We start from the raw sequence: 19,860 nt of genomic DNA on the forward strand, positions 1-19,860 counted from the left end.
AGCTTAAGTGATTAGAAATAACGTGGTGAACGCGATACTTTTTTGGTGAAACTGAAATCGAAGTTAATAAATATCTCATGTGATGATGATGTTGCATAACTTAAATCTGATTGCACACTATCATAAGCATAACCAATTCTTAAATTAGGAGATACCATAAAGTTAATCATTCCAGTAAAAGAATCCTCTAAACGATATCCTGCACCAATTTCCACAATATTAAACATGAAAAGGTTTGCATTTACATCAAAACTGATAGGCGCATCAAACGCCATTTTCATCATACCGTGAGGTTTTAATGCGAAATTATCAGATAAATTAAATACATAACCTGCTCCAGCAAATAAGTGCTGTGTTTCAGATCCAACTTTAACACCGTTTGTAGCATCTAAATGCACGGAGTTAAGCATATTTGGCATAGAAACCGACACATAATATTTGTTTGGTTTGTAGAAATAAACACCGGCACCCACGTTTGGTGTGGCGCCATCCACATCTTCTTGAAGGAAGGGATCATTCATATCTATGACGTCCAAATCCACCAATCCAACTTTGTGAAAGGTTGCACCTGCTTTAACACCAAAGGCTAATTTGTTATCACCTCCTAATGGTAAGGTATATGAGAAATCAGCATAGACGTTATTTTCCCTTACAGGTCCAATTTCATCATTAATAAAGGATAAACCGAGACCTACGCGCTTTCCAACTGGCGCACTAATAGAGAGTGTTCCAGTATTAGGCGAACCTTCTAACCCAACCCATTGGCTTCTATAAAGAGCACCAATAGCAATTCCTTCAAAGGAACCGGCATAAGCTGGGTTTATCACGTTCATATTATACATATACTGCGTGTACTGCGGGTCTTGTTGTGCATGCATAAAGGATGCTGACAATAAGAATACGAAAATTATATATAGTTTTTTCATTATTAAATTTTGGTTGCGTTCGTTTACTTGTTGATATATACCCATGATGATTTCACTTTACCATTTTGATATTTCATGATATAATAATAAGTTCCTACCGGTAATTCATCACCGTTATCGGCAACTCCTCTAAACTGGTCTGTATAAATTCCATTTTTATGGCTAAATACTTTAACACCATGACGGTTGAATATTTCTAAACTACTCACATCATAACCACTTAGATCAAACGTATCGTTTACGCCATCATCATTTGGTGTGATAACCTGCGGAATAACCTGCACCAAACATTCATCTGTAATAAATGTTACTTCAGATGATACGGGACAAGGTCCAGTAGTAGTATACGCAATTGTATACGACGTGTTTGTTTCAGCATTTTGGACTTCTCCCGTTGTTGCATTTATGGTTGCACCATCGTTTGGAATCGGGTTAAAAGTAAATGTACCTCCCGTATCTCCTAAAATACTTATAGTTGCTCCTTCGCATGATATGGCAACCACGCTAAATGAAGCGTCTTCTTCTGCCGGAATGGTTATTGTTTCCGATGCCGTTGTTGGACAAGTACCTACCGTGGTATATTCAACCGTATAACTACTTCCAGATTCTACATTCATAATCTCACCTGAACCTGGGTCTATAGTTGCTCCATCTGTTGGTAAAGGATTAAATGTAAATGTTCCTCCTGTATCACCTGTTAGAACAGCGGTAGCACCATCACAATTTACTGTCATTGTAAATGAAGCATCACCTCCTGGCAGGACTGTTACTGTTTGTGTTTCTGTTTCTGCACAAACTCCAGACGTTGAATATACTACTGTATACGTAGTACCACCGGTACCATTCGAGATTTCTCCTGTGGTTGCATTTATAGTTGCACCATCCGTTGGTACTGGGTCGAAGGTAAATGTTCCTCCTGCATCACCATCTATAGTTGCTACGGCTCCATCACAATTAGCAGTTAAGGTAAAGGATGCATCACCAACCGTTGGCAAGGTTATTGTTTCTGAAGTTGTTGCTTCACAACTAACATCACCTACTGTATACTCTATGGTATAAGAAGATCCAGGAACACCATTTGTAATTTCACCCGTATTCATGTCTAACACCGCACCATCTGTTGGTACTGGATTAAATGTGAATACACCACCTGTATCACCAGTTACATTAGCTGTTGCACCTGTACACGATGTTGTCATTTCAAATGCTGCATCTGCTATTAACGGAATACTTATTGTTTGCGTTGCTGTCTCTGGGCAGTCGCCTACTGTTGTATATTCTACCGTGTAACTTGCACCTGCTACAACATTCGTAATTTCACCAGAAGCGGAATCAATGGTTGCACCATCGGTTGGCACTGGATTGAATGTAAATACACCTCCAGCATCTCCCGTTACAGTTGCTGTTGCACTTACGCAATCTGCTGAAAGCGTAAAAGATGGGTCGCTTGGTAATAATACGGTTACAGTTTCTGTTCTCGTAACAGGACAGGTTCCAGAAATAGTATATTCAACAGTATAAGTATTACCACTAACACCGTTAAAAATTTCACCTGTTGTACTGTCTATTGTTGCGCCATCTGCAGGTTCTGGATTAAAAACAAACGTTCCTCCGCTATCACCATCAATTGTAGTAATAGCACCGTCACATGTTGCGGTTAATGTGAAGGAAGGATCTCCTGCCGCTGGCAATGTTATAATTTCGGTAACAATAGCAGGACAACCAGCATCTCCTACTGTATATTGTACATTATAAGTTGTTCCAGAGGTACCATTAGTAATCTCTCCGGTTGTTGGGTCAATAATAGCGCCATCCGTAGGTTCTGGGTTGAAAGCAAATGTTCCACCTGTATCTCCAAGAATAGTAGCAGTTGCTCCCGTACAGTCTAAATCCATTTCAAATGTTCCATCAGCTGTAGAAAGGTTGGTGTAAGTAACCTCAACTTCATCTACAACAGTAGCTTGACCACCCGTACATAAATCATATGTTACTTCAAAGGTATAAGTTGAATTTTGAGTTGGAGACACTGTTACGGTGTCTTCTGTCCCAATTACATTTCCTGCAGGGTCTACCCATTGTAATGCGTAATTTGGAACTCCTGACGGTGAAAACCTCCAAGATTCTTCTTGCGTCACTGTCCAAACACCCGTATTTCTACCTGGAGGTGTTGTAGCAGCGGTATCATCAACATTTTGCAATCCAATAACAGCTCTACCACCGTTCCAAGACGTACAAGTTGGCTTGCTTAATACATGAATATCAATATTATTTGATGATTCGTGAAGTATGATTTGAGATGTAGATGTGTTTGAATTACATTGGCTACCAAAATGACAAACAGCATTATAGTTTACAACGAACTGTCTATAAGGTGCAGAACCTAAAACTACATAATCTATACTACCACAAACCGAAGGGTCTATATCATGACCTACGCCGAAAATATTTGCTTCTGTAATGGTTGCGTTTGTAGCATTTGGCAAAGTATCTCCAGCACCAAGTGCCCATCCATTAAATCCACCTGCATTCTCTACCTCAAAACTAATAACACCATTAGAACCAATAATTACTTGGTTATAAACACCACCATAGAAACAGAAATCAAATCCAAGTTCTAAAACGTCAGACCATGTATCATCAACGTTTATACTTGTTGGTGTTGCGCCATCCACTGGAGGTGTTGGACAGGTATCAATAGCGTTTATTTCATAATTATTCGTGTCTTGACCATATAAATGGAAGTTTCCTGATAGTGTAACTTCTGGCGTATTACAATCTACACCCGTATCATCACCGGCAAAAACAATAGAGCACGGATTTGGTGGTGGTGGACATATAAACGCTAATGGGTTACTTATAACTGTACAATTAGGATCGTTTGTATTAGCAACTGTAACAACTACATTTGTACTAGCTGCATATGGACCGAAGTTTAAAATTCCTGTTTCTGTAACCACAACTGGAGCACTACCTTGATTATCAGTTAGTGTTAAGCTAGTTGCATCTCCTAAATCTGTAATATCTACTTCTACTTCAAAAACAGGGTTATTAGGATCTGTTATACAATCACCATTCACCACATCAAAACGAACCGTTTGTGGAATACATGTTTGACACCAAACATCAAAATCCCAAGGTTCTCGGCTACCACTCTCGCAGCTAACCGAACCATCAGCTTCCGCAAGAACAATTATTCGATCACCTGTTGAGCCGAATTCTAATCCAGCAAGATCACCGTTAATTCCTGTTCCTTCATATATAATGGTACCGTCACCTTCTGTGATTCTAATTGTATCACAACAGGTTTCAATAGTTCCTGAATTGAATAAAATATTTAATGGAAATCCACTAGAACTTTGGAAACTATAAATTTCTTGAAATTGGTTATTTCCATTTTCATAACAATGAACTGTGTTTAAAACCTGACCTGCTTCACAGTCAATAATTTGATTCGGATCTGGACGTGTAGTAAAACTATATTCTGTACATCCAGATGCACTTCCATTATCATTATACGGTATAATGGTCACATAATATGTTTGATCATAGTCTAAAATACCTGGATCGAATGTTGTAACATTTCCAACATCTTCAAGGTTATAAACATCTGTTCCTCCTGGTGTTGTTCCCATATTAATAAAGTAACCAGTTACAAATATAGTTGCTGGTGTCCAGAAAAGATCTTCATTTTCATTAACGTCAACAGCACCATTTGCAGGAGCTGTTAATACAGCATTACAATTAGGTAGTGCTGTGGTATCCACACAGGAAACATCAAAATTCCATGGTGCGTTGTTAGAGCCTTCACAGCTTCCAAATCCGTCAGAATCAACTTCAACTTCAATAGAACCTCCTGAAGAAACAAATACTAATCCCGTTAAATCACCACCATTATCACCTTGATATAAAATGGTTCCGTCAGAATCTCTTACAATTAATTCATCCCATGTTGCTTCAATCCAACCGGAATTAAATACTAAAGCTAACGGAGCACCATCATTACTGGCAAAGTTGAAAACCATATCATCATTGGCTGAATAGCAATACACGGTATTTACAACTTCATTTGCAGAACAGTCTAAAATTTGATTTGGATCATTTCTAACGGTAAAGCTTTCCTCTGTACAACCTGTTGCGTTTCCATTATCATTGTAAGGAATTATGGTTACATAATAAGTCGTTTCAAACATTAATGTTCCTAGTGGATAAGTTAAAACGTTTCCAACATCCACACCATCTAAAACATCTGTTCCGCCTGGTGTAGTACCCATATTAATAATATAACCCGTAACAAAAACACTTGCTGGACTCCAAGTTAAATCGGCATTCTCATCTACACCAACCGCGCCGTTTAATGGAGCAGTCAGTTCAGCGTTACAATTTGGAACAACTGTAGTATCGACACAAGACACATCAAAATCCCATGGTGTTCTAGATCCACTTGCACAACTAACAGAACCATCAGCTTCGTAGAACATTACTAATCTATCTGTTATAGAAACAATAGATAATCCAGCTAAATCGCCTCCATTATTGCCTTCAAAAATAACAGTTCCATTCCCGTCTTGTATTCTAATATTATCACAGCAGGATTCAATAGTTCCTGAATTAAAGAACATGTTTAAAGGACTTCCGTCTGAGCTTTGGAAACTAAAAATTTCCTGAAACGCATTATTCCCATTTTCGTAACAGAAAACCGTGTTTAATATTTGATTTGCTGCACAATCAATAATCTGATTTGGATCTGGACGTACTGTAAAACTTTCCTCATTACAGTTTACCGCAGGTCCATTATCATTATAAGGCGTAATGGTTACATAATATGTTTGATCATAATCCAAGGTTCCTGGATCGTATGTTAAAACAGGACCTACATCCACATTATCTGCAATATCCGTTCCCCCAGGTGTAGTTCCCATAGTTACGGTATAACCCGTAACAAAAATGGTTGCAGGACTCCAGGTTAAATCCACATTTTCATTAACGCCAACTTCCCCATTTATTGGTGCTGTTAACGTAGCGTTACAATTTGGTATAGATGATGTATCAACACAGGCTACATCAAAATCCCAAGGATTGTTGGTACAGCTAATTCCGGAACCATCTGAAGTTACTCCTATTGTAATCGTATCGCCTGTTGATGTAAATATCAAACCGGCTAAATTCCCTCCGTTTCCATAAGGAGTAGCTGCGTTTAAATTTGTAACACCGTCAGAGTCTAAAACTATTAGTTCATCCCAGTTGTTTTCTGTACTACCAGAATTAAAAACCACCACTAAAGGCGAACCATCACTACTTACAAAACTAAATGTAGTTGTATCGTTATTTGTATAACAGAAAACCGTATTAATTGGAATTCCCGAACCACAATCTACCGGTGCATTTGGATCTGCTCCTGTTGTAAAAGATTGTACTGCACAACCTGTTGCGTCACCATTAGCATTAAAAGGCGTAATCGTTACATAATAAGTTGTTGAGTATTCTAAATCTGGTAAAGCAAAAGAAGTTGAAAGACCAACGCCTTGAGACGTCACGACATCATCTCCGCCTGGCGTAGTTCCAACCGCTAGGGTATAACCAGAAGGAATACCTGTAGCAGGTTGCCAACTTAAATCGGCTGTTATTGGAACTCCTGTTGCACCATTAGTTGGCGAAATTAAATTAGAACACGATGGCGGATCTACAACCACCTGTGATGCTGTAACATTATCTATATAGAAATAATAATTTCCAGAAAAATACGTATTTTCAAATCTTAATTTGATGTCAGAACCTGTAGGCACATTTGCGGCCGGTAGAACAAAACTTATATTTGCACAGGTATTTGCGGCCTGATGGTTAGAATCATCTATGGTTCCCATATTGGTCCATGTAGCTCCATTATTTGTGGAGTATTCCACATTGAGCTCTCCCCAACCAGGGTTAGTAGGATCGACAGCGGCTGACCAATCAACAATTTTATAATCAAAAGCTACTGTTAAATCTGTACCATTTGATTGACCAACTATATTAGGTGATATTAAATCATCTGTTAAGTTTTCTGGACTCAAATTGGCTCTTAAGGAAACAACACTACATGGTTGGAACACAGCTCCAGAGTAACCACTACCGGTCCATCCTGGAGGTAATGTAAGACCTGCATCGAAATTTTCAACTAATCCAATTTGGGAAAACCCACAAAAGGATATGATTCCAAAAAGAATTGAAAGGGTAATTTTTTTCATTGTTTAAATCTAAGTTAGTTAATCAATTGATTATCAACTCACAAATTAAAAACATACTCTTAATAGTTCCAGTTTTGAGGGGAAAAACAGACTATGTCAACTAATTTATAGTGTTGATCATTTCATAATATAATTTCTAAAATTATAAAAAAACTATGGCAAGAAATATTTAACATAAGGTTAATAGATTAAATACGTATTTTATCGGTGAATTGAAAAATACTTTAACGAAAAGCTGCAGTTCATCGATAATTTAACAGCTTTCTAAAAATTTAAGGCGCTGGATTTGGAAATATTTCATGAACAGCTTGAATAGAAGTCAACAAGCTGTGGTTTAATTCCATGTTAATACTATCAATATTCTCTTTTAGTTGATCCATATTGGTAGCGCCAATAATATTACTGGTTATAAAAGGTTGTTGTGTTACAAATGCCAAAGACATTTGCGCTAAACTTATGCGATTATCTTCCGCTATCTTTAAATAGTGCTTGGTTGCTTCCGTTGCTTGGTTGCTACTGTAGCGAGCAAACCTTGGAAAAAGCTTTAAGCGTGCATTATCCGAAGCTTGATTTTTAATATATTTCCCTGATAACACGCCAAATGCCATGGGGGAATAAGCTAACAAACCTATATTCTCACGAATCGCTATTTCTGCCATATCACCTTCAAAAACACGGTTTAACAGTGAATAGGCATTTTGGATGGTAATCATTCTTGGTAAATTATGTTTTTTAGATTCTTCTAAAAAACGCATGGTTCCCCAAGCTTTTTCATTCGAAATTCCAACATGTCTTATTTTTCCAGATTTAATAAGACCTTGAAGTGTGTGTAAGATTTCATTAAAATTATCTTGCCACTGGTCTTCTAAATGGTGCTTGTAATCTCGAATCCCAAATGTATTAGTTTGGCGTTCTGGCCAATGCAATTGGTATAAATCTATATAATCCGTTTGTAAGCGCTTTAAACTCTGATTAACACCATCTACTAAAGCTTCTGGGCTAAATCCATTGGTTCTAATATGTGCTGTATAATCGCCAGGGCCAGCAATTTTAGAAGCTAATACAATCTTATCCCGATTTCCCGTTTTTTGAAACCAATTCCCAATGATACGTTCAGTTTCGGCATAGGTGCTTTGTTCCGCAGGAACTGGATATAGTTCGGCTGTATCAAAAAAATTAATTCCCTGATCCACTGCATAATCCATTTGCTCATGTCCTTCGGCTTGGGTATTTTGATTTCCCCAAGTCATAGTACCTAAACAGAGTTTACTAACTTTTATATCGGTTTGTGGTAAGGTTGTGTATTTCATTATAGAAATTAATAATGCTGTTTAATTAAATCTGTTTTGAATATTAAAGCCATTTATATCTCATTCAATAATTTTGAAATCTCATCCAATTTAGGTGTCAAAATCACTTCAATACGTCTGTTTTTAGCTTTACCTTCTGCTGTTTCGTTACTTGCAATTGGCGCATATTCACCACGACCAGCAGCCGTTAAATTCTCTGGATTTATGGTTGCGTTTTCTCGTAATATATTTACTATAGCAGTTGCTCGTTTGGTTGATAAATCCCAGTTTCCACTTAACTGACCATTTCCACTATACGGCACATTATCGGTATGACCTTCAATTAAAATGGCAATTTCCGGATTATCTGCCAATACAGCACCCAATTGGTTTACAGCTTGTTTCCCTTGTGTTCCAACGGCCCAACTTCCAGATTGAAATAATAATTTGTTTTCCATAGACACATACACTTTACCACCGCGTTGCTCAACGGTTAAACCTTTGCCTTCAAAATCCGTTAAGGCACTAGAAATAGCATCTTTTAAACGTTTCATATTGGCGTCTTTAGCAGCTATCATGCCTTCTAATTCTGCAACACGACTTGAGCGTTCTCCTAATTCTTTTTTCAACTTTTCTAAACGTGCATTTTCAGCAGCTAAAGCTTGTTCTTTAGCTTCCAATCTTGCTAATAATTCACGATTTTTTTTAGAGTTTTCAGCAATCGAAGCAGAACTATTTGTTTCCAGAGCGTCATAAGATGATTTCAAAACATCAAATTTAGATTTTAATCCATCGTAATCTTGTTGCAGTTTATCGCGTTGCGCAACGGTTTCATTATAGTTTTTTTGAAGTGTTTCCAATTCATTCAACGCTTTGTTCTTTGCCGATGTCAAATCGTTATTATCCGCAGATAATTTACTATTCTGCTTTTTAAGTGTATTGTATTTACTTTCTAAATCTTTATATACTTTTGGAGACACACATGCTGTTGATAAGGCAAGCAAAAGAACCGATGCTATTAAATAATGTTTCATATTGTAATTTTTAAATTTGGGATTATTTTTCTAATTCTAATAAAATTGGACAGTGATCACTATGAACGGCATCCGTAAGGATAACGGCTCTTTTTATCTTTTCTTGTAAGGGTTCTGAAACCATAGCATAATCCAAACGCCAACCTTTGTTGTTTGCTCTGGAATTGGCACGATAACTCCACCAACTAAACACCTGTTTTTCAGGATGTAAATATCTGAATGAATCTATAAACCCGCTGTCTATAAAATTCCCCAACCATTCGCGTTCTTCTGGTAAAAATCCCGATACACCTTTCATTTTTGGATTATGAATATCAATTTCTTCATGACAGATATTATAATCGCCACAAATAACAAGGTTTGGAATTTCTTTCCTTAAATTATCAATGTAGTAATGAAACATATCCATATAATCAAACTTATGCTGTAAACGTGCGTCATTAGTTCCAGATGGCAAATACAAACTCATCACGGAAACACCATTAAAATCAGCTCGAATATTCCGACCTTCAAAATCCATGGATTCTATTCCTGTTCCATATTCCACATGGTTTGGTTCGGTTTTACTTAATATAGCTACGCCACTATACCCTTTTTTTTGAGCCGAAAACCAATAGCGATAGGTATAACCAGCTTCTTCAAAAAGCTCCAAGTTTAATTGTTCTTTATTGGCTTTAATTTCTTGTAAACAGATAACATCTGGATCTGCAACAACTAACCAATCAATAAATCCTTTATTTAATGCGGCGCGAATACCGTTTACATTGTATGAAATAATCTTCATGAATCCCACTTTTTTTAGCGCTAAAACTGCGCATTTATCGATGCTTTTAAAGGCATGCCGAATTAATTTCAGCTAAAATAAATAATGCGTTACTTTTACACTATTAATTTAATGCCGATTTAACAAAATCTATCAACAAAATAAATTCCTGATTCCACAGTTTTAGAAGGACATGAAATACTGTTTTACCTGTTTCGTTTTTTTTATCTGCTTTTGTGCTTTTGCGCAGGAGACAGATTCTAATTACAAATCAATAACAGTTGCAGTTAATGATTCCATAATTATTGATAGTGTGAGTATTAATTCCAGTTTCTTTTCACTTAAAAAATTAGATGCGTCGTTTATTGATGAATCTTACTATGAAGTGGATTTTACCAAAGCCATTCTCAAACTCAAAAAACCCATTGATGCAGATTCCATAGTCATCAATTACCTGTCATATCCTGAATTCTTAACAAAAACGTACCGTCAACTAGACGAGACTGTTATTTTGGCAAATACCAACAAGCAGCAACAATTATATAAGTTAAGTCAGCCAAGTGAAAAATCATCCTTCAAACCTTTTGACGGCCTAACAACAACCGGTAGTATTTCTCGTGGTGTGGTAATTGGAAACAACCAAAATTCGGTTTTAAACAGTGAATTAGATTTACAAATTACAGGTAAGTTAAATGATAAAGTGTCACTTCGTGCATCCATTCAAGATGCCAATGTGCCACTTCAAGAATCGGGATATTCGCAACGCCTAGATGAGTTTGATCAGGTTTTTATTGAGTTGTTTAGTGATAATTGGAAAATTCGTGCTGGTGATGTTGATTTAGAAAACACCACGTCCTACTTTGGAAATTTCAGCAAGCGTGTTCAAGGTTTATCGGTAAACGCAAGATTAAATCATCCCGAATCTACCACCAACCTGTTTGCGGCTGGCGCTTTGGTACGTGGCCAATTTACAACCAGTCAATTTAATGCACAAGAAGGCAATCAAGGTCCTTATAAGTTAAAAGGCCCGAATGAAGAATTATACGTTTTAATCGTTTCTGGTAGTGAAACCGTTTATGTAAACGGGATTCCTTTGGAACGTGGCGAAAACAAAGATTATATTATTAATTATAATGCTGGCGAAATTATATTTAATCCAACCTTCCCCATTACTTCGGAAATGCGGATTACGGTGGATTACCAGTTTAGCGAACGTAATTATTCGCGATTAGTCGTTTATGGTGGTGGTAATTATGACAGCGAAAAGCTAAAACTTGGCGTGTCTATTTACAGCGAAAATGATTCTAAAAATAGCCCGCTGCAACAGAATCTTTCAGAAGAACAAGTAGAGATTTTAGCCAATGCTGGTGATGATAAAAGTTTAATGGTAGCGCCATCCAGCTCACCAGAAGCTTATAATGAAAACCGAATTTTATATAAAAAAGAAAGTATAAATGGTGTGGAGGCTTTTGTGTTTTCCAATAACCCAGACGACCAATTATTTAGCGTTCGGTTTACATTAGTTGGCGAAAACCAAGGAAATTATATTATTGATAACGAATTTAATGGCGAACAAATAAACGCCATTTCCACCATCTACAAATACGTGGAACCCATTGCTGGTGAACCACAAGGAAATTTTGAACCTATTATTCAGTTGGTTGCGCCTACCAAATTACAATTAGCCATTGTTAATGGTAGTTTTATTCCAACTGACAAAACCAATGTCGCTTTTGAATTGGCAGGAAGCAAAAACGACCTCAACTTATTTTCAGATCTTGATAATAACGATAATGATGGTTTTGCTGGCAAAATAAAAGTAGACCAAGCCATCATAAAAAAAGATAGTTTATGGAATTTAAATGCCATGGTGGACACAGATTATATTCAAGAAAATTTCCGTTCCATACAACGTATTTACAATGCAGAATTTAATCGGGATTGGAATTTAGATCAAACAACCGGGAATCAAGCGGTCCAAGAACCAGGGAATCAGTTGTTTTTTAAAACAGGGTTGCGCACATTTCACGCTAAAAAAGGATTGGCAAGCTATCAATTTGAACATCTTAATTATGCCGATAATTTCAATGGAAATAGACATATTACCTTTGCCGATTTACGTTTAAACAAATGGCATATACTTTCAAATTCCAGTTATTTAACAGCTAATTCTACAAATTCAACATCCAATTTTTTACGTTCTTTTAACCGTATTACCTATAGCTTAAATAAAGCTTGGGTTGGCACAAGATTAGCCATGGAGGACAATGAACAAAAAACTAAAATCACCAATGATTATACTGCATTAAGTCAACGTTTTAAATCGTATGAAATCTTTTCAGGAATTGGGGATAGCACCAAAATATTTGCCGAAATTGGTTATAAATACCGAGTGAATGATAGCGTTAGGAGCGGAAACTTACAAAAAGTGAATACCTCAAACACCTTTTATATTGACTCCCGAATTATTCAAAATTCAAAAACCAATTTATCTATTTATGCCAATTACAGAACGTTAAAAGATGCTGAAAAAGAATCCAATGATGAAAACTCATTAAACTCCCGAATTATTTTCAGTCAGCGATTTTTTGAGCAACTTGTTTATTGGAATACGGTTTTTGAAACGAATTCTGGAACGCTTCCGCAGCAGGAATTTACATACATTGAAGTGGAATCTGGACAAGGCGTTTACACGTGGATAGATTATAACAACAATGGCATTCAGGAATTAGAGGAGTTTGAAATCTCTCAATTCCCTGACGAAGCCGATTATATTCGGGTGCTTTTGCCAAATCAAGTTTTTATAAAAACGCACCAAAATCGGTTGAGTCAACTACTTACGCTTAATCCACAACAATGGATTAACAGTGAAGGCGGTTTTAAAAAATTCCTCTCCCGATTTCACAATCAAACCTCGTATTTAGTAGATAGAAAAGAAAGACGCTCTGGTAGCGATTTTAATTTAAATCCGTTTGAAGGTAAAGAAGCAGATCAATTAGCGCTGCAACTAAATTTCAGAAATATCTTATTTTTCAATCGTGGCAAACAACGCTACACCACGTCTTACACCTACTTAAGTAACAAATCTCAAAACACCTTGTCTTTTGGTTTTATTGAAAACGATTTACAGAGTCACAAGCTGCAATTTACACACAAATTTGCCACAAGTTGGTTGGCCAATTTAGAATCGAGCTTTAATAACAATGTAAGTATTAGCGAGAATTATGCGAGTAAAAATTTCGATATAAATGAATCCAACATCAACCCGAAAATCTCTTACCTATTAAATGATAACACACGTTTTGATGTGTTTTATCAATATACAAGCAAAGAAAATACCATTGGTAATTTTGAAACATTGAAGCAGCAAAAACATGGTGCAGCTTTCACTTTTGCTAATTATCAAAAAGCAGCTATTAGTGGTGAGTTTAATTATTTTGACAATAATTTTTCTGGTAGTGTAAACACAGCCGTAGCTTACCAAATGATGGAAGGCTTACAACCTGGAAAAAATTATACGTGGAGTATTTTAGCACAAAAAAAACTGACTAGCTTTTTAGATTTGAACCTTACGTATTACGGCAGAAAAAGTGAAACAAGCAAAGTAATTCACACTGGAAACGTACAATTAAAGGCCTATTTTTAAGTCTTGTAACAGTTGTTACACAATAGCTCAAAAAATTTCGTACTTTTGTTTAGTATGCAAAAACTTGTTGCCATATCATTTTCATTTTTAGTTCTTTTTCAGAGCTTTAATATTTCTTTTGAAGATTTCTCGCGTTTTAGCGTCTTGCTAGATCATGCAGAATATCATCAAGAGCAGTATGGCGATTCATTTTTTGAATTTTTGGCAGAACATTATGGTGATGCCACATTCCATCCAGCAAGCTCTCACAAAGAGCATGAAGATTTACCATTCAAAGAACATCATCAAGCTTGTGTTCATAGCGCCATGGTTTTTACTTTAAATATTCAAGATTACCTCATTTCTCACGAGCCTTTTGTGGAAATCCCTATTAATTCGCATTACCAAGAATCCATTTCTTTATTTGAAAAACAAGCCGTTTTTCAACCACCCAAATTAGCATAATTCCGTTTTATCTTTTTTTAATCACTAGCAATCCTGCTTTGGATAGCTAGCAACTTTATTTAAAATGAATTATGTTAGAAAATATCATAAAATTCAGCTTAAAAAATAAGCTGATAATCCTATTGGGAGCTACTGCAATCATTGGTTTTGGTGTGGTTTCGTTAACCCAAATATCAATTGGCGCCGTTCCAGACATTACCAATAACCAAGTGCAGGTTATTACTACATCCCGAAATTTATCAACCCAAGATGTGGAACAATTTATTACCTATCCTGTAGAGCTTGAAATGGCCAATTTACCTGGCGTTCAAGAAATTCGTTCCGTTTCAAAATTCGGACTTTCAGTGGTTACCATTGTATTTGATGACGATTTAGGCACCTATTTACCGCGTCAACTGATTGCTGAAAAAATTAAATCAGCTTCCGAAAAAATCCCAGAAGGTTTTGGTTCACCTGAAATGGGTCCTATAACCACCGGTTTAGGTGAAATTTATCAATATATTTTAGATGTTAAACCTGAATTTAAAGACCAATACACCATTACCGATTTACGAAGCATTCAGGATTGGGTGGTTAAACGTCAATTATCAGGGATTCCTGGCGTTGTAGAAGTCAATACTTGGGGTGGATTTTTAAAGCAATATGAAGTTGCTATTAATCCGCAGAAATTAACCGCCATGCATATTTCCATTTCGTCTATTTATGAAGCTCTAGAAAAGAATAACAGTGTTGCTGGTGGTGGTTATATTGAAAAGACCAATAAAGCCTATTTCATTCGTGGCGAAGGCTTGGTAACGTCCTTAAAAGACATTGAAAACATTGTCGTAAAAAATGATGGCACACCAGTTTACATTAAAGATGTAGCGAAGGTTGGTTTTGGTCATGCTACCAGATTTGGTGCTATTACAGGAAATGGGGAAGGCGAAAAAGTACTTGGCCAAATAATGATGCTGAAAGGCGGAAATTCTAAAAAAATTATTGATGCCGTAAAGGAACGTGTAGCCAGTATTCAAAAAACACTTCCTGAAGGTGTTTATATTAATGGTTTTCTGGAACGTAGTGAGCTCATAGATAAAACAACGTTTACCGTTGCCGAAAACTTAATTCTCGGTTCACTAATTGTCATTTTTGTGGTGGTATTGCTTCTAGGAAATTGGCGTTCTGGATTAGTAGTGGCTTCGGTTATTCCGTTAAGTTTACTCTTTGCCATTTCACTCATGAATATTTTTGGCGTGGATGCCAACTTAATGAGTTTAGGCGCTATTGATTTCGGTATCATCATTGATGGAGCCGTTATTATCGTGGAGTTTATTGCCTTTCAAATTACAGCTCAAAGTGCCAAGTTGAAAACGGTTACCAAAGAAGCTATTGATAGTATTACTTTAAAAAGTGCATCAAAAATGATGAATTCGGCCATATTCGGACAGCTCATTATTCTTATCGTTTTTATTCCAATTCTATCTTTAAGTGGTATTGAAGGCAAAATGTTTAAACCTATGGCTATGACCTTTAGTTTTGCTTTAATAGGCGCCATGATTTTATGTCTAACCTATGTACCTGTCGTTTCTTCGCTCTTTTTAAAACCAACCAATCCATCACCAAAAAACATTTCGGTTAGACTTATGAATAGCCTGACACGTTGGTATGAGCCAATTATAAATTGGGCTTTACATAGCAAGCGCGTCGTTATTGGTTTTGCTGTTGTACTCCTTATAGTAAGTATTGGCGTTTTTAATAAAATGGGTGGCGAATTTGTTCCCACTTTAGATGAAGGTGATTTTGTTATTCAACCGGTTTTAAAAACGGGAACATCTTTGGGTAAAACCATAGAGATAACCACTAAAATTGAAAGCATTCTTCTCGAAAATTTTCCTGAAGTAGACCAAGTTGTAAGTCGTATTGGTGCCGCCGAAGTTCCTACGGATCCCATGTCCATGGAACAAAGTGATGTTATTATTAAATTACATCCGAAAAAGACTTGGGTTTCTGCTTCCAGTAAAGACGAATTAGCGCAAAAATTTAAAGAAGCATTAGCTATTATTCCTAACATGGAAATCGAGTTTACGCAGCCTATTGAAATGCGTTTTAATGAGCTAATCACTGGTGTGCGTGCCGATGTGGCTATTAAAATTTTTGGAGACGATTTATCCATACTTGCCACCAAAGCCGAAGCCATAAAAACAGCCATTAGTGATGTGGAAGGTGCTTCTGATATTATTGTAGAAAAGGTAGAAGGTTTACCACAAATGAGCGTGAATTATAACCGTTTTAAAATAGCGCGTTATGGTCTTAATATTGCCGATTTAAATCAAATTGTTTCCATGGGATTTGCTGGTGATGTCGTCGGACAAGTTTTTGAAGGTGAAAAACGGTTTGATTTGGCCATTCGACTCGATGAAAAGAGCCGGCAGAACTTAAGCGACTTACAGAATTTGTATGTGGATATCCCTTCAGGTGGAAAAATTCCCTTAAGCGAGTTAGCCGATATTTCTTACACAACTGGACCAGCACAAATTTCCAGGGATGATACCAAACGACGCATTGTAATTGGTGTAAATGTTAGAAATAGAGATTTACAATCCGTTGTAAATGATATTCAAGCGCGTATTGCCTCAGATATTCAGTTACCAGTAGGATATAGTATAACGTATGGTGGTCAGTTTGAAAACCTACAAAGTGCAAAAGACCGATTATTGGTGGCCGTTCCTGTAGCGCTTGTCCTTATATTTATACTGCTCTATTTCGCTTTTAATTCTGTAAAAGATGCCTTGATGGTCTATTCCGCCATTCCATTGGCAGCCGTTGGTGGTGTTCTGCTATTATGGTTGCGCGATTTACCGTTTAGTATTTCCGCTGGTGTTGGTTTTATAGCATTATTTGGTATTGCTGTATTAAATGGTATCGTACTTATTGAACATTTTAAAGAATTAAAATCTCAAGGTGTTACAGATATTGAAACTCGTATAAAACGTGGAACAACGGAACGTTTACGTCCTGTTTTGCTTACCGCATCAGCAGCAGCTTTGGGTTTCTTACCTATGGCTATTTCTACCAATGCAGGAGCCGAAGTACAACGTCCTTTAGCCACAGTTGTTATTGGTGGTTTAGTAACAGCTACTATTCTAACACTAGTAGTTCTCCCTGTTTTATACGCTTGGATTGAAGAAAAGAAAACACTAAAAATGAAGAAAAATCATATAACAACGCTAATCATTCTGTTCATTTCGTGGACCGGTTTTGCTCAGCAGAAACCACTGAACATTCAAGAAACTTATGAATTAGCTCTGAAAACCAATGCACAAATTAAAGCATCAGGTCTTCAAGCAGACGAAGTAGATGCGCGTATTTCAAGTGCCTTCGACTTTGATAAAACAGCTATTTATTATAGCTATGACCAAAGTAATTTAGGCGCAAATAATGAGCCGTTGAATGTGTTTGGTGTATCGCAAGACTTTTTATTTCCTACTCGGTATTTTGCCGAAAAACGCTTTAATCAAGCAGTTTATAGCTTGAAAATTTCTGAAAACAACATCCAACGTTTACAACTTAAACGTGATGTGTATGCTAGTTTCTACGCATTAAGTTACGCTAAAAATAAAGCGAAAACCTATGAATATTTAGATAGTTTGTACACCAAATTTGCTGAAAATGCGAAAAGGCGTTTTGAATTAGGTGAAACTAATTATTTGGAAATGCTAACTGCTGAATCCAAAGAAAAACAAATGGAAACGCGATTCCTTCAGGCGCAGCAAGAAGTTTTAGTGCAAATGGAACAACTAAAAAAAGTGGTTCAGATGGATACTTTGCATATCGTTAGTGAACCACTAGAAAAATTGACATTAACAGCACTCTCAGTTTCTGAAGATAATCCTGCATTGCTTTATTTTGAAGAATCTAAAAATTACTTTCAAGCTTTAAAAAATAAAGAAAAGCAGGCTTTATTACCTGATATTTCGGCCGAGTATTTCGTTGGCTCCAACAGTGGTTTAAACTCCAACATTCAAGGGTATCAAATAGGATTAAAGATTCCGTTATTTTTCTCTGGAAATGCTGCACGCATTAAGGCGTCTAAAATTGCTGAAGGCGTGGTAAACATGCAGGAGGTCGATTATAAAATTAAACTTAAAGGAGAATACCAACGTCTTTTAGCGCAATTGGAACAGCATCAAGCTGCTATTTCCTATTATGAAACTCAAGGCAGTAATTTGCAGGAAGAAATTATAAAAACGGCCAACCGAACCTTTAAAGAAGGTGAAATCGATTTCTTTCAGTACATCCAAAGTATTGAAACCGCCAAGGACATGGAGTTGGAATACTTAAACAATTTAAACAGTTACAATCAAACTATAATCACGTTAAATCATTTAACTTTATAATATTAATGAACATGAAACATATATATATACTACTTTTTTCAGCACTATTTATAGCTTGTGGCAATAGCGAAAATGAAACCACAGACATTATAGAATCCGTTTCTCATGAGGACGAAATAAAACTTTCAGAAGCCCAATTTAATAGCGAATCCATGGTATTGGGAACGTTATCTGAACGCACATTTGATGAAACCGTAACTATAAATGGAACTATTGATGTACCACCTCATAATAAATCACGAGTCACCACGTATATGGCTGGCTATATTGTTAAAACACCTTTATTGGTAGGCGATCAGGTTAAAAAAGGGCAACTTTTGGTAACATTAGAAAACACGGAGTACATTGAGCTACAACAGCAGTTTTTAGAAATCGCCGAACAGTTAAACTATTTGAAAAATGAATATACGCGTCAGAAAACACTATTCGATGAAAATATTACTTCGGAAAAAAACTATTTAAAAGCTGAAAGTATGTACAAAAGCAATTTAGCTTTTTACAATGGAATAGAAAAAAAGTTACAGATGTTGAACATCAATCCGAAATCCGTTTTAGCCGGAAATATGTCGTCCACTATCAATATTTACGCTCCAATAAGTGGCCATGTAACCAAAGTAAATGTCAGCAATGGCACCTTTGTTTCGGCAAGCGATGAAATCATGGAAATTGTAGATGTAGATCATATTCATTTAGAACTTTCGGTATTTGAAAAGGATATTATGAAAATAAAGAAAGGTCAGGAAATCACCTTTACTATTCCCGAAGCCTCGGAAAAAACCTATAATGCGGATGTCCACTTGGTTGGAACTACTATAGATGATGCAACTAGACGTGTTCAAGTTCACGGACACATCGATGATGTGGAAGGAAACTTTATAATTGGTATGTTTGTGGAAGCTCAAATTCATATCAATGAAGTAAGCGCTTTGGCCTTGCCACATGAAGCGGTCATCCAGTTAAATGACAATTATTATGTACTGGTTTTAGAAGAAAAAACAACAAATGGTTATGTCTTTGAAAAAACAGAGGTACAAATAGGTAAGCAAACCGAGGATTTTATGGAGATTTTAAATCCTGAAACCCTATTAGAGAAACAAATAATAACGCACGGAACCTCTATGCTTCTCAATGAAAGCGAAGGTGGACACAGTCATTAAT

At 36.5% G+C, this 19,860-nt stretch carries 9 protein-coding genes; 4 read left to right on the forward strand and 5 right to left on the reverse strand.

From position 1 onward, the window contains the following. Positions 1 to 11 precede the first annotated feature (11 nt). The 5 genes from ACFPH8_RS01390 to ACFPH8_RS01410 all read right to left on the reverse strand — a co-directional run bounded on the left by ACFPH8_RS01390 (position 12) and on the right by ACFPH8_RS01410 (position 10,257). Positions 12 to 926 carry a PorP/SprF family type IX secretion system membrane protein gene (locus ACFPH8_RS01390; RefSeq protein ID WP_248396372.1) on the reverse strand — a complete coding sequence of 305 codons (915 nt, stop codon included), beginning with the start codon at positions 924 to 926 and terminating at the stop codon, positions 12 to 14. A 23-nt stretch (positions 927 to 949) separates the two neighbouring features. Further along, on the reverse strand, positions 950 to 7,150 hold the full coding sequence (locus ACFPH8_RS01395) for a T9SS type B sorting domain-containing protein (protein ID WP_376858158.1): 6,201 nt from the start codon (positions 7,148 to 7,150) through the stop codon (positions 950 to 952). Between the two features lie 272 nt (positions 7,151 to 7,422). Then, on the reverse strand, positions 7,423 to 8,460 hold the full coding sequence (locus tag ACFPH8_RS01400) for an aldo/keto reductase (RefSeq protein WP_376858159.1): 1,038 nt from the start codon (positions 8,458 to 8,460) through the stop codon (positions 7,423 to 7,425). Positions 8,461 to 8,513: 53 nt separating this feature from the next. Beyond that, the gene (locus ACFPH8_RS01405) at positions 8,514 to 9,473 is read right to left on the reverse strand and encodes an OmpA/MotB family protein (RefSeq protein ID WP_376858160.1); all 960 of its coding nucleotides are present in this window, start codon (positions 9,471 to 9,473) and stop codon (positions 8,514 to 8,516) included. A gap of 22 nt (positions 9,474 to 9,495) precedes the next feature. Further along, a complete protein-coding gene (locus ACFPH8_RS01410) occupies positions 9,496 to 10,257 on the reverse strand; it encodes an exodeoxyribonuclease III (RefSeq protein WP_376858161.1) in 762 nt (253 codons plus the stop codon). Between the two features lie 172 nt (positions 10,258 to 10,429). Here ACFPH8_RS01410 and ACFPH8_RS01415 point away from each other — a divergent pair, with 172 nt between their 5' ends. The 4 genes from ACFPH8_RS01415 to ACFPH8_RS01430 all read left to right on the forward strand — a co-directional run bounded on the left by ACFPH8_RS01415 (position 10,430) and on the right by ACFPH8_RS01430 (position 19,859). Next, positions 10,430 to 13,882 (forward strand): hypothetical protein, encoded by a 3,453-nt coding sequence (locus tag ACFPH8_RS01415; RefSeq protein ID WP_376858162.1) that lies wholly within the window; start codon positions 10,430 to 10,432, stop codon positions 13,880 to 13,882. Between the two features lie 54 nt (positions 13,883 to 13,936). Further along, positions 13,937 to 14,326, forward strand: a complete 390-nt coding sequence (locus ACFPH8_RS01420) for a hypothetical protein (RefSeq protein ID WP_376858163.1) — start codon at positions 13,937 to 13,939, stop codon at positions 14,324 to 14,326. A 71-nt stretch (positions 14,327 to 14,397) separates the two neighbouring features. Then, positions 14,398 to 18,702, forward strand: coding sequence for a CusA/CzcA family heavy metal efflux RND transporter (locus ACFPH8_RS01425; RefSeq protein ID WP_376858164.1), 4,305 nt, complete (start codon positions 14,398 to 14,400; stop codon positions 18,700 to 18,702). An 11-nt stretch (positions 18,703 to 18,713) separates the two neighbouring features. Next, a complete protein-coding gene (locus ACFPH8_RS01430) occupies positions 18,714 to 19,859 on the forward strand; it encodes an efflux RND transporter periplasmic adaptor subunit (protein ID WP_376858165.1) in 1,146 nt (381 codons plus the stop codon). The last annotated feature ends 1 nt before the right edge of the window (position 19,860 follow it).

It is taken from the genome of Bizionia hallyeonensis (assembly GCF_042657385.1).
In the GTDB taxonomy this organism is placed as follows: Bacteria; Bacteroidota; Bacteroidia; order Flavobacteriales; family Flavobacteriaceae; genus Algorimicrobium; species Algorimicrobium hallyeonense.

Coding starts and splice junctions, on each gene's coding strand:
- ACFPH8_RS01415 (WP_376858162.1), top strand. CDS start 10,430: ATGAAATACTGTTTTACCTGTTTCGTTTTTTTTATCTGCTTTTGTGCT.
- ACFPH8_RS01405 (WP_376858160.1), bottom strand. CDS start 9,473: ATGAAACATTATTTAATAGCATCGGTTCTTTTGCTTGCCTTATCAACA.
- ACFPH8_RS01395 (WP_376858158.1), bottom strand. CDS start 7,150: ATGAAAAAAATTACCCTTTCAATTCTTTTTGGAATCATATCCTTTTGT.
- ACFPH8_RS01410 (WP_376858161.1), bottom strand. CDS start 10,257: ATGAAGATTATTTCATACAATGTAAACGGTATTCGCGCCGCATTAAAT.
- ACFPH8_RS01425 (WP_376858164.1), top strand. CDS start 14,398: ATGTTAGAAAATATCATAAAATTCAGCTTAAAAAATAAGCTGATAATC.
- ACFPH8_RS01430 (WP_376858165.1), top strand. CDS start 18,714: ATGAAACATATATATATACTACTTTTTTCAGCACTATTTATAGCTTGT.
- ACFPH8_RS01420 (WP_376858163.1), top strand. CDS start 13,937: ATGCAAAAACTTGTTGCCATATCATTTTCATTTTTAGTTCTTTTTCAG.
- ACFPH8_RS01400 (WP_376858159.1), bottom strand. CDS start 8,460: ATGAAATACACAACCTTACCACAAACCGATATAAAAGTTAGTAAACTC.
- ACFPH8_RS01390 (WP_248396372.1), bottom strand. CDS start 926: ATGAAAAAACTATATATAATTTTCGTATTCTTATTGTCAGCATCCTTT.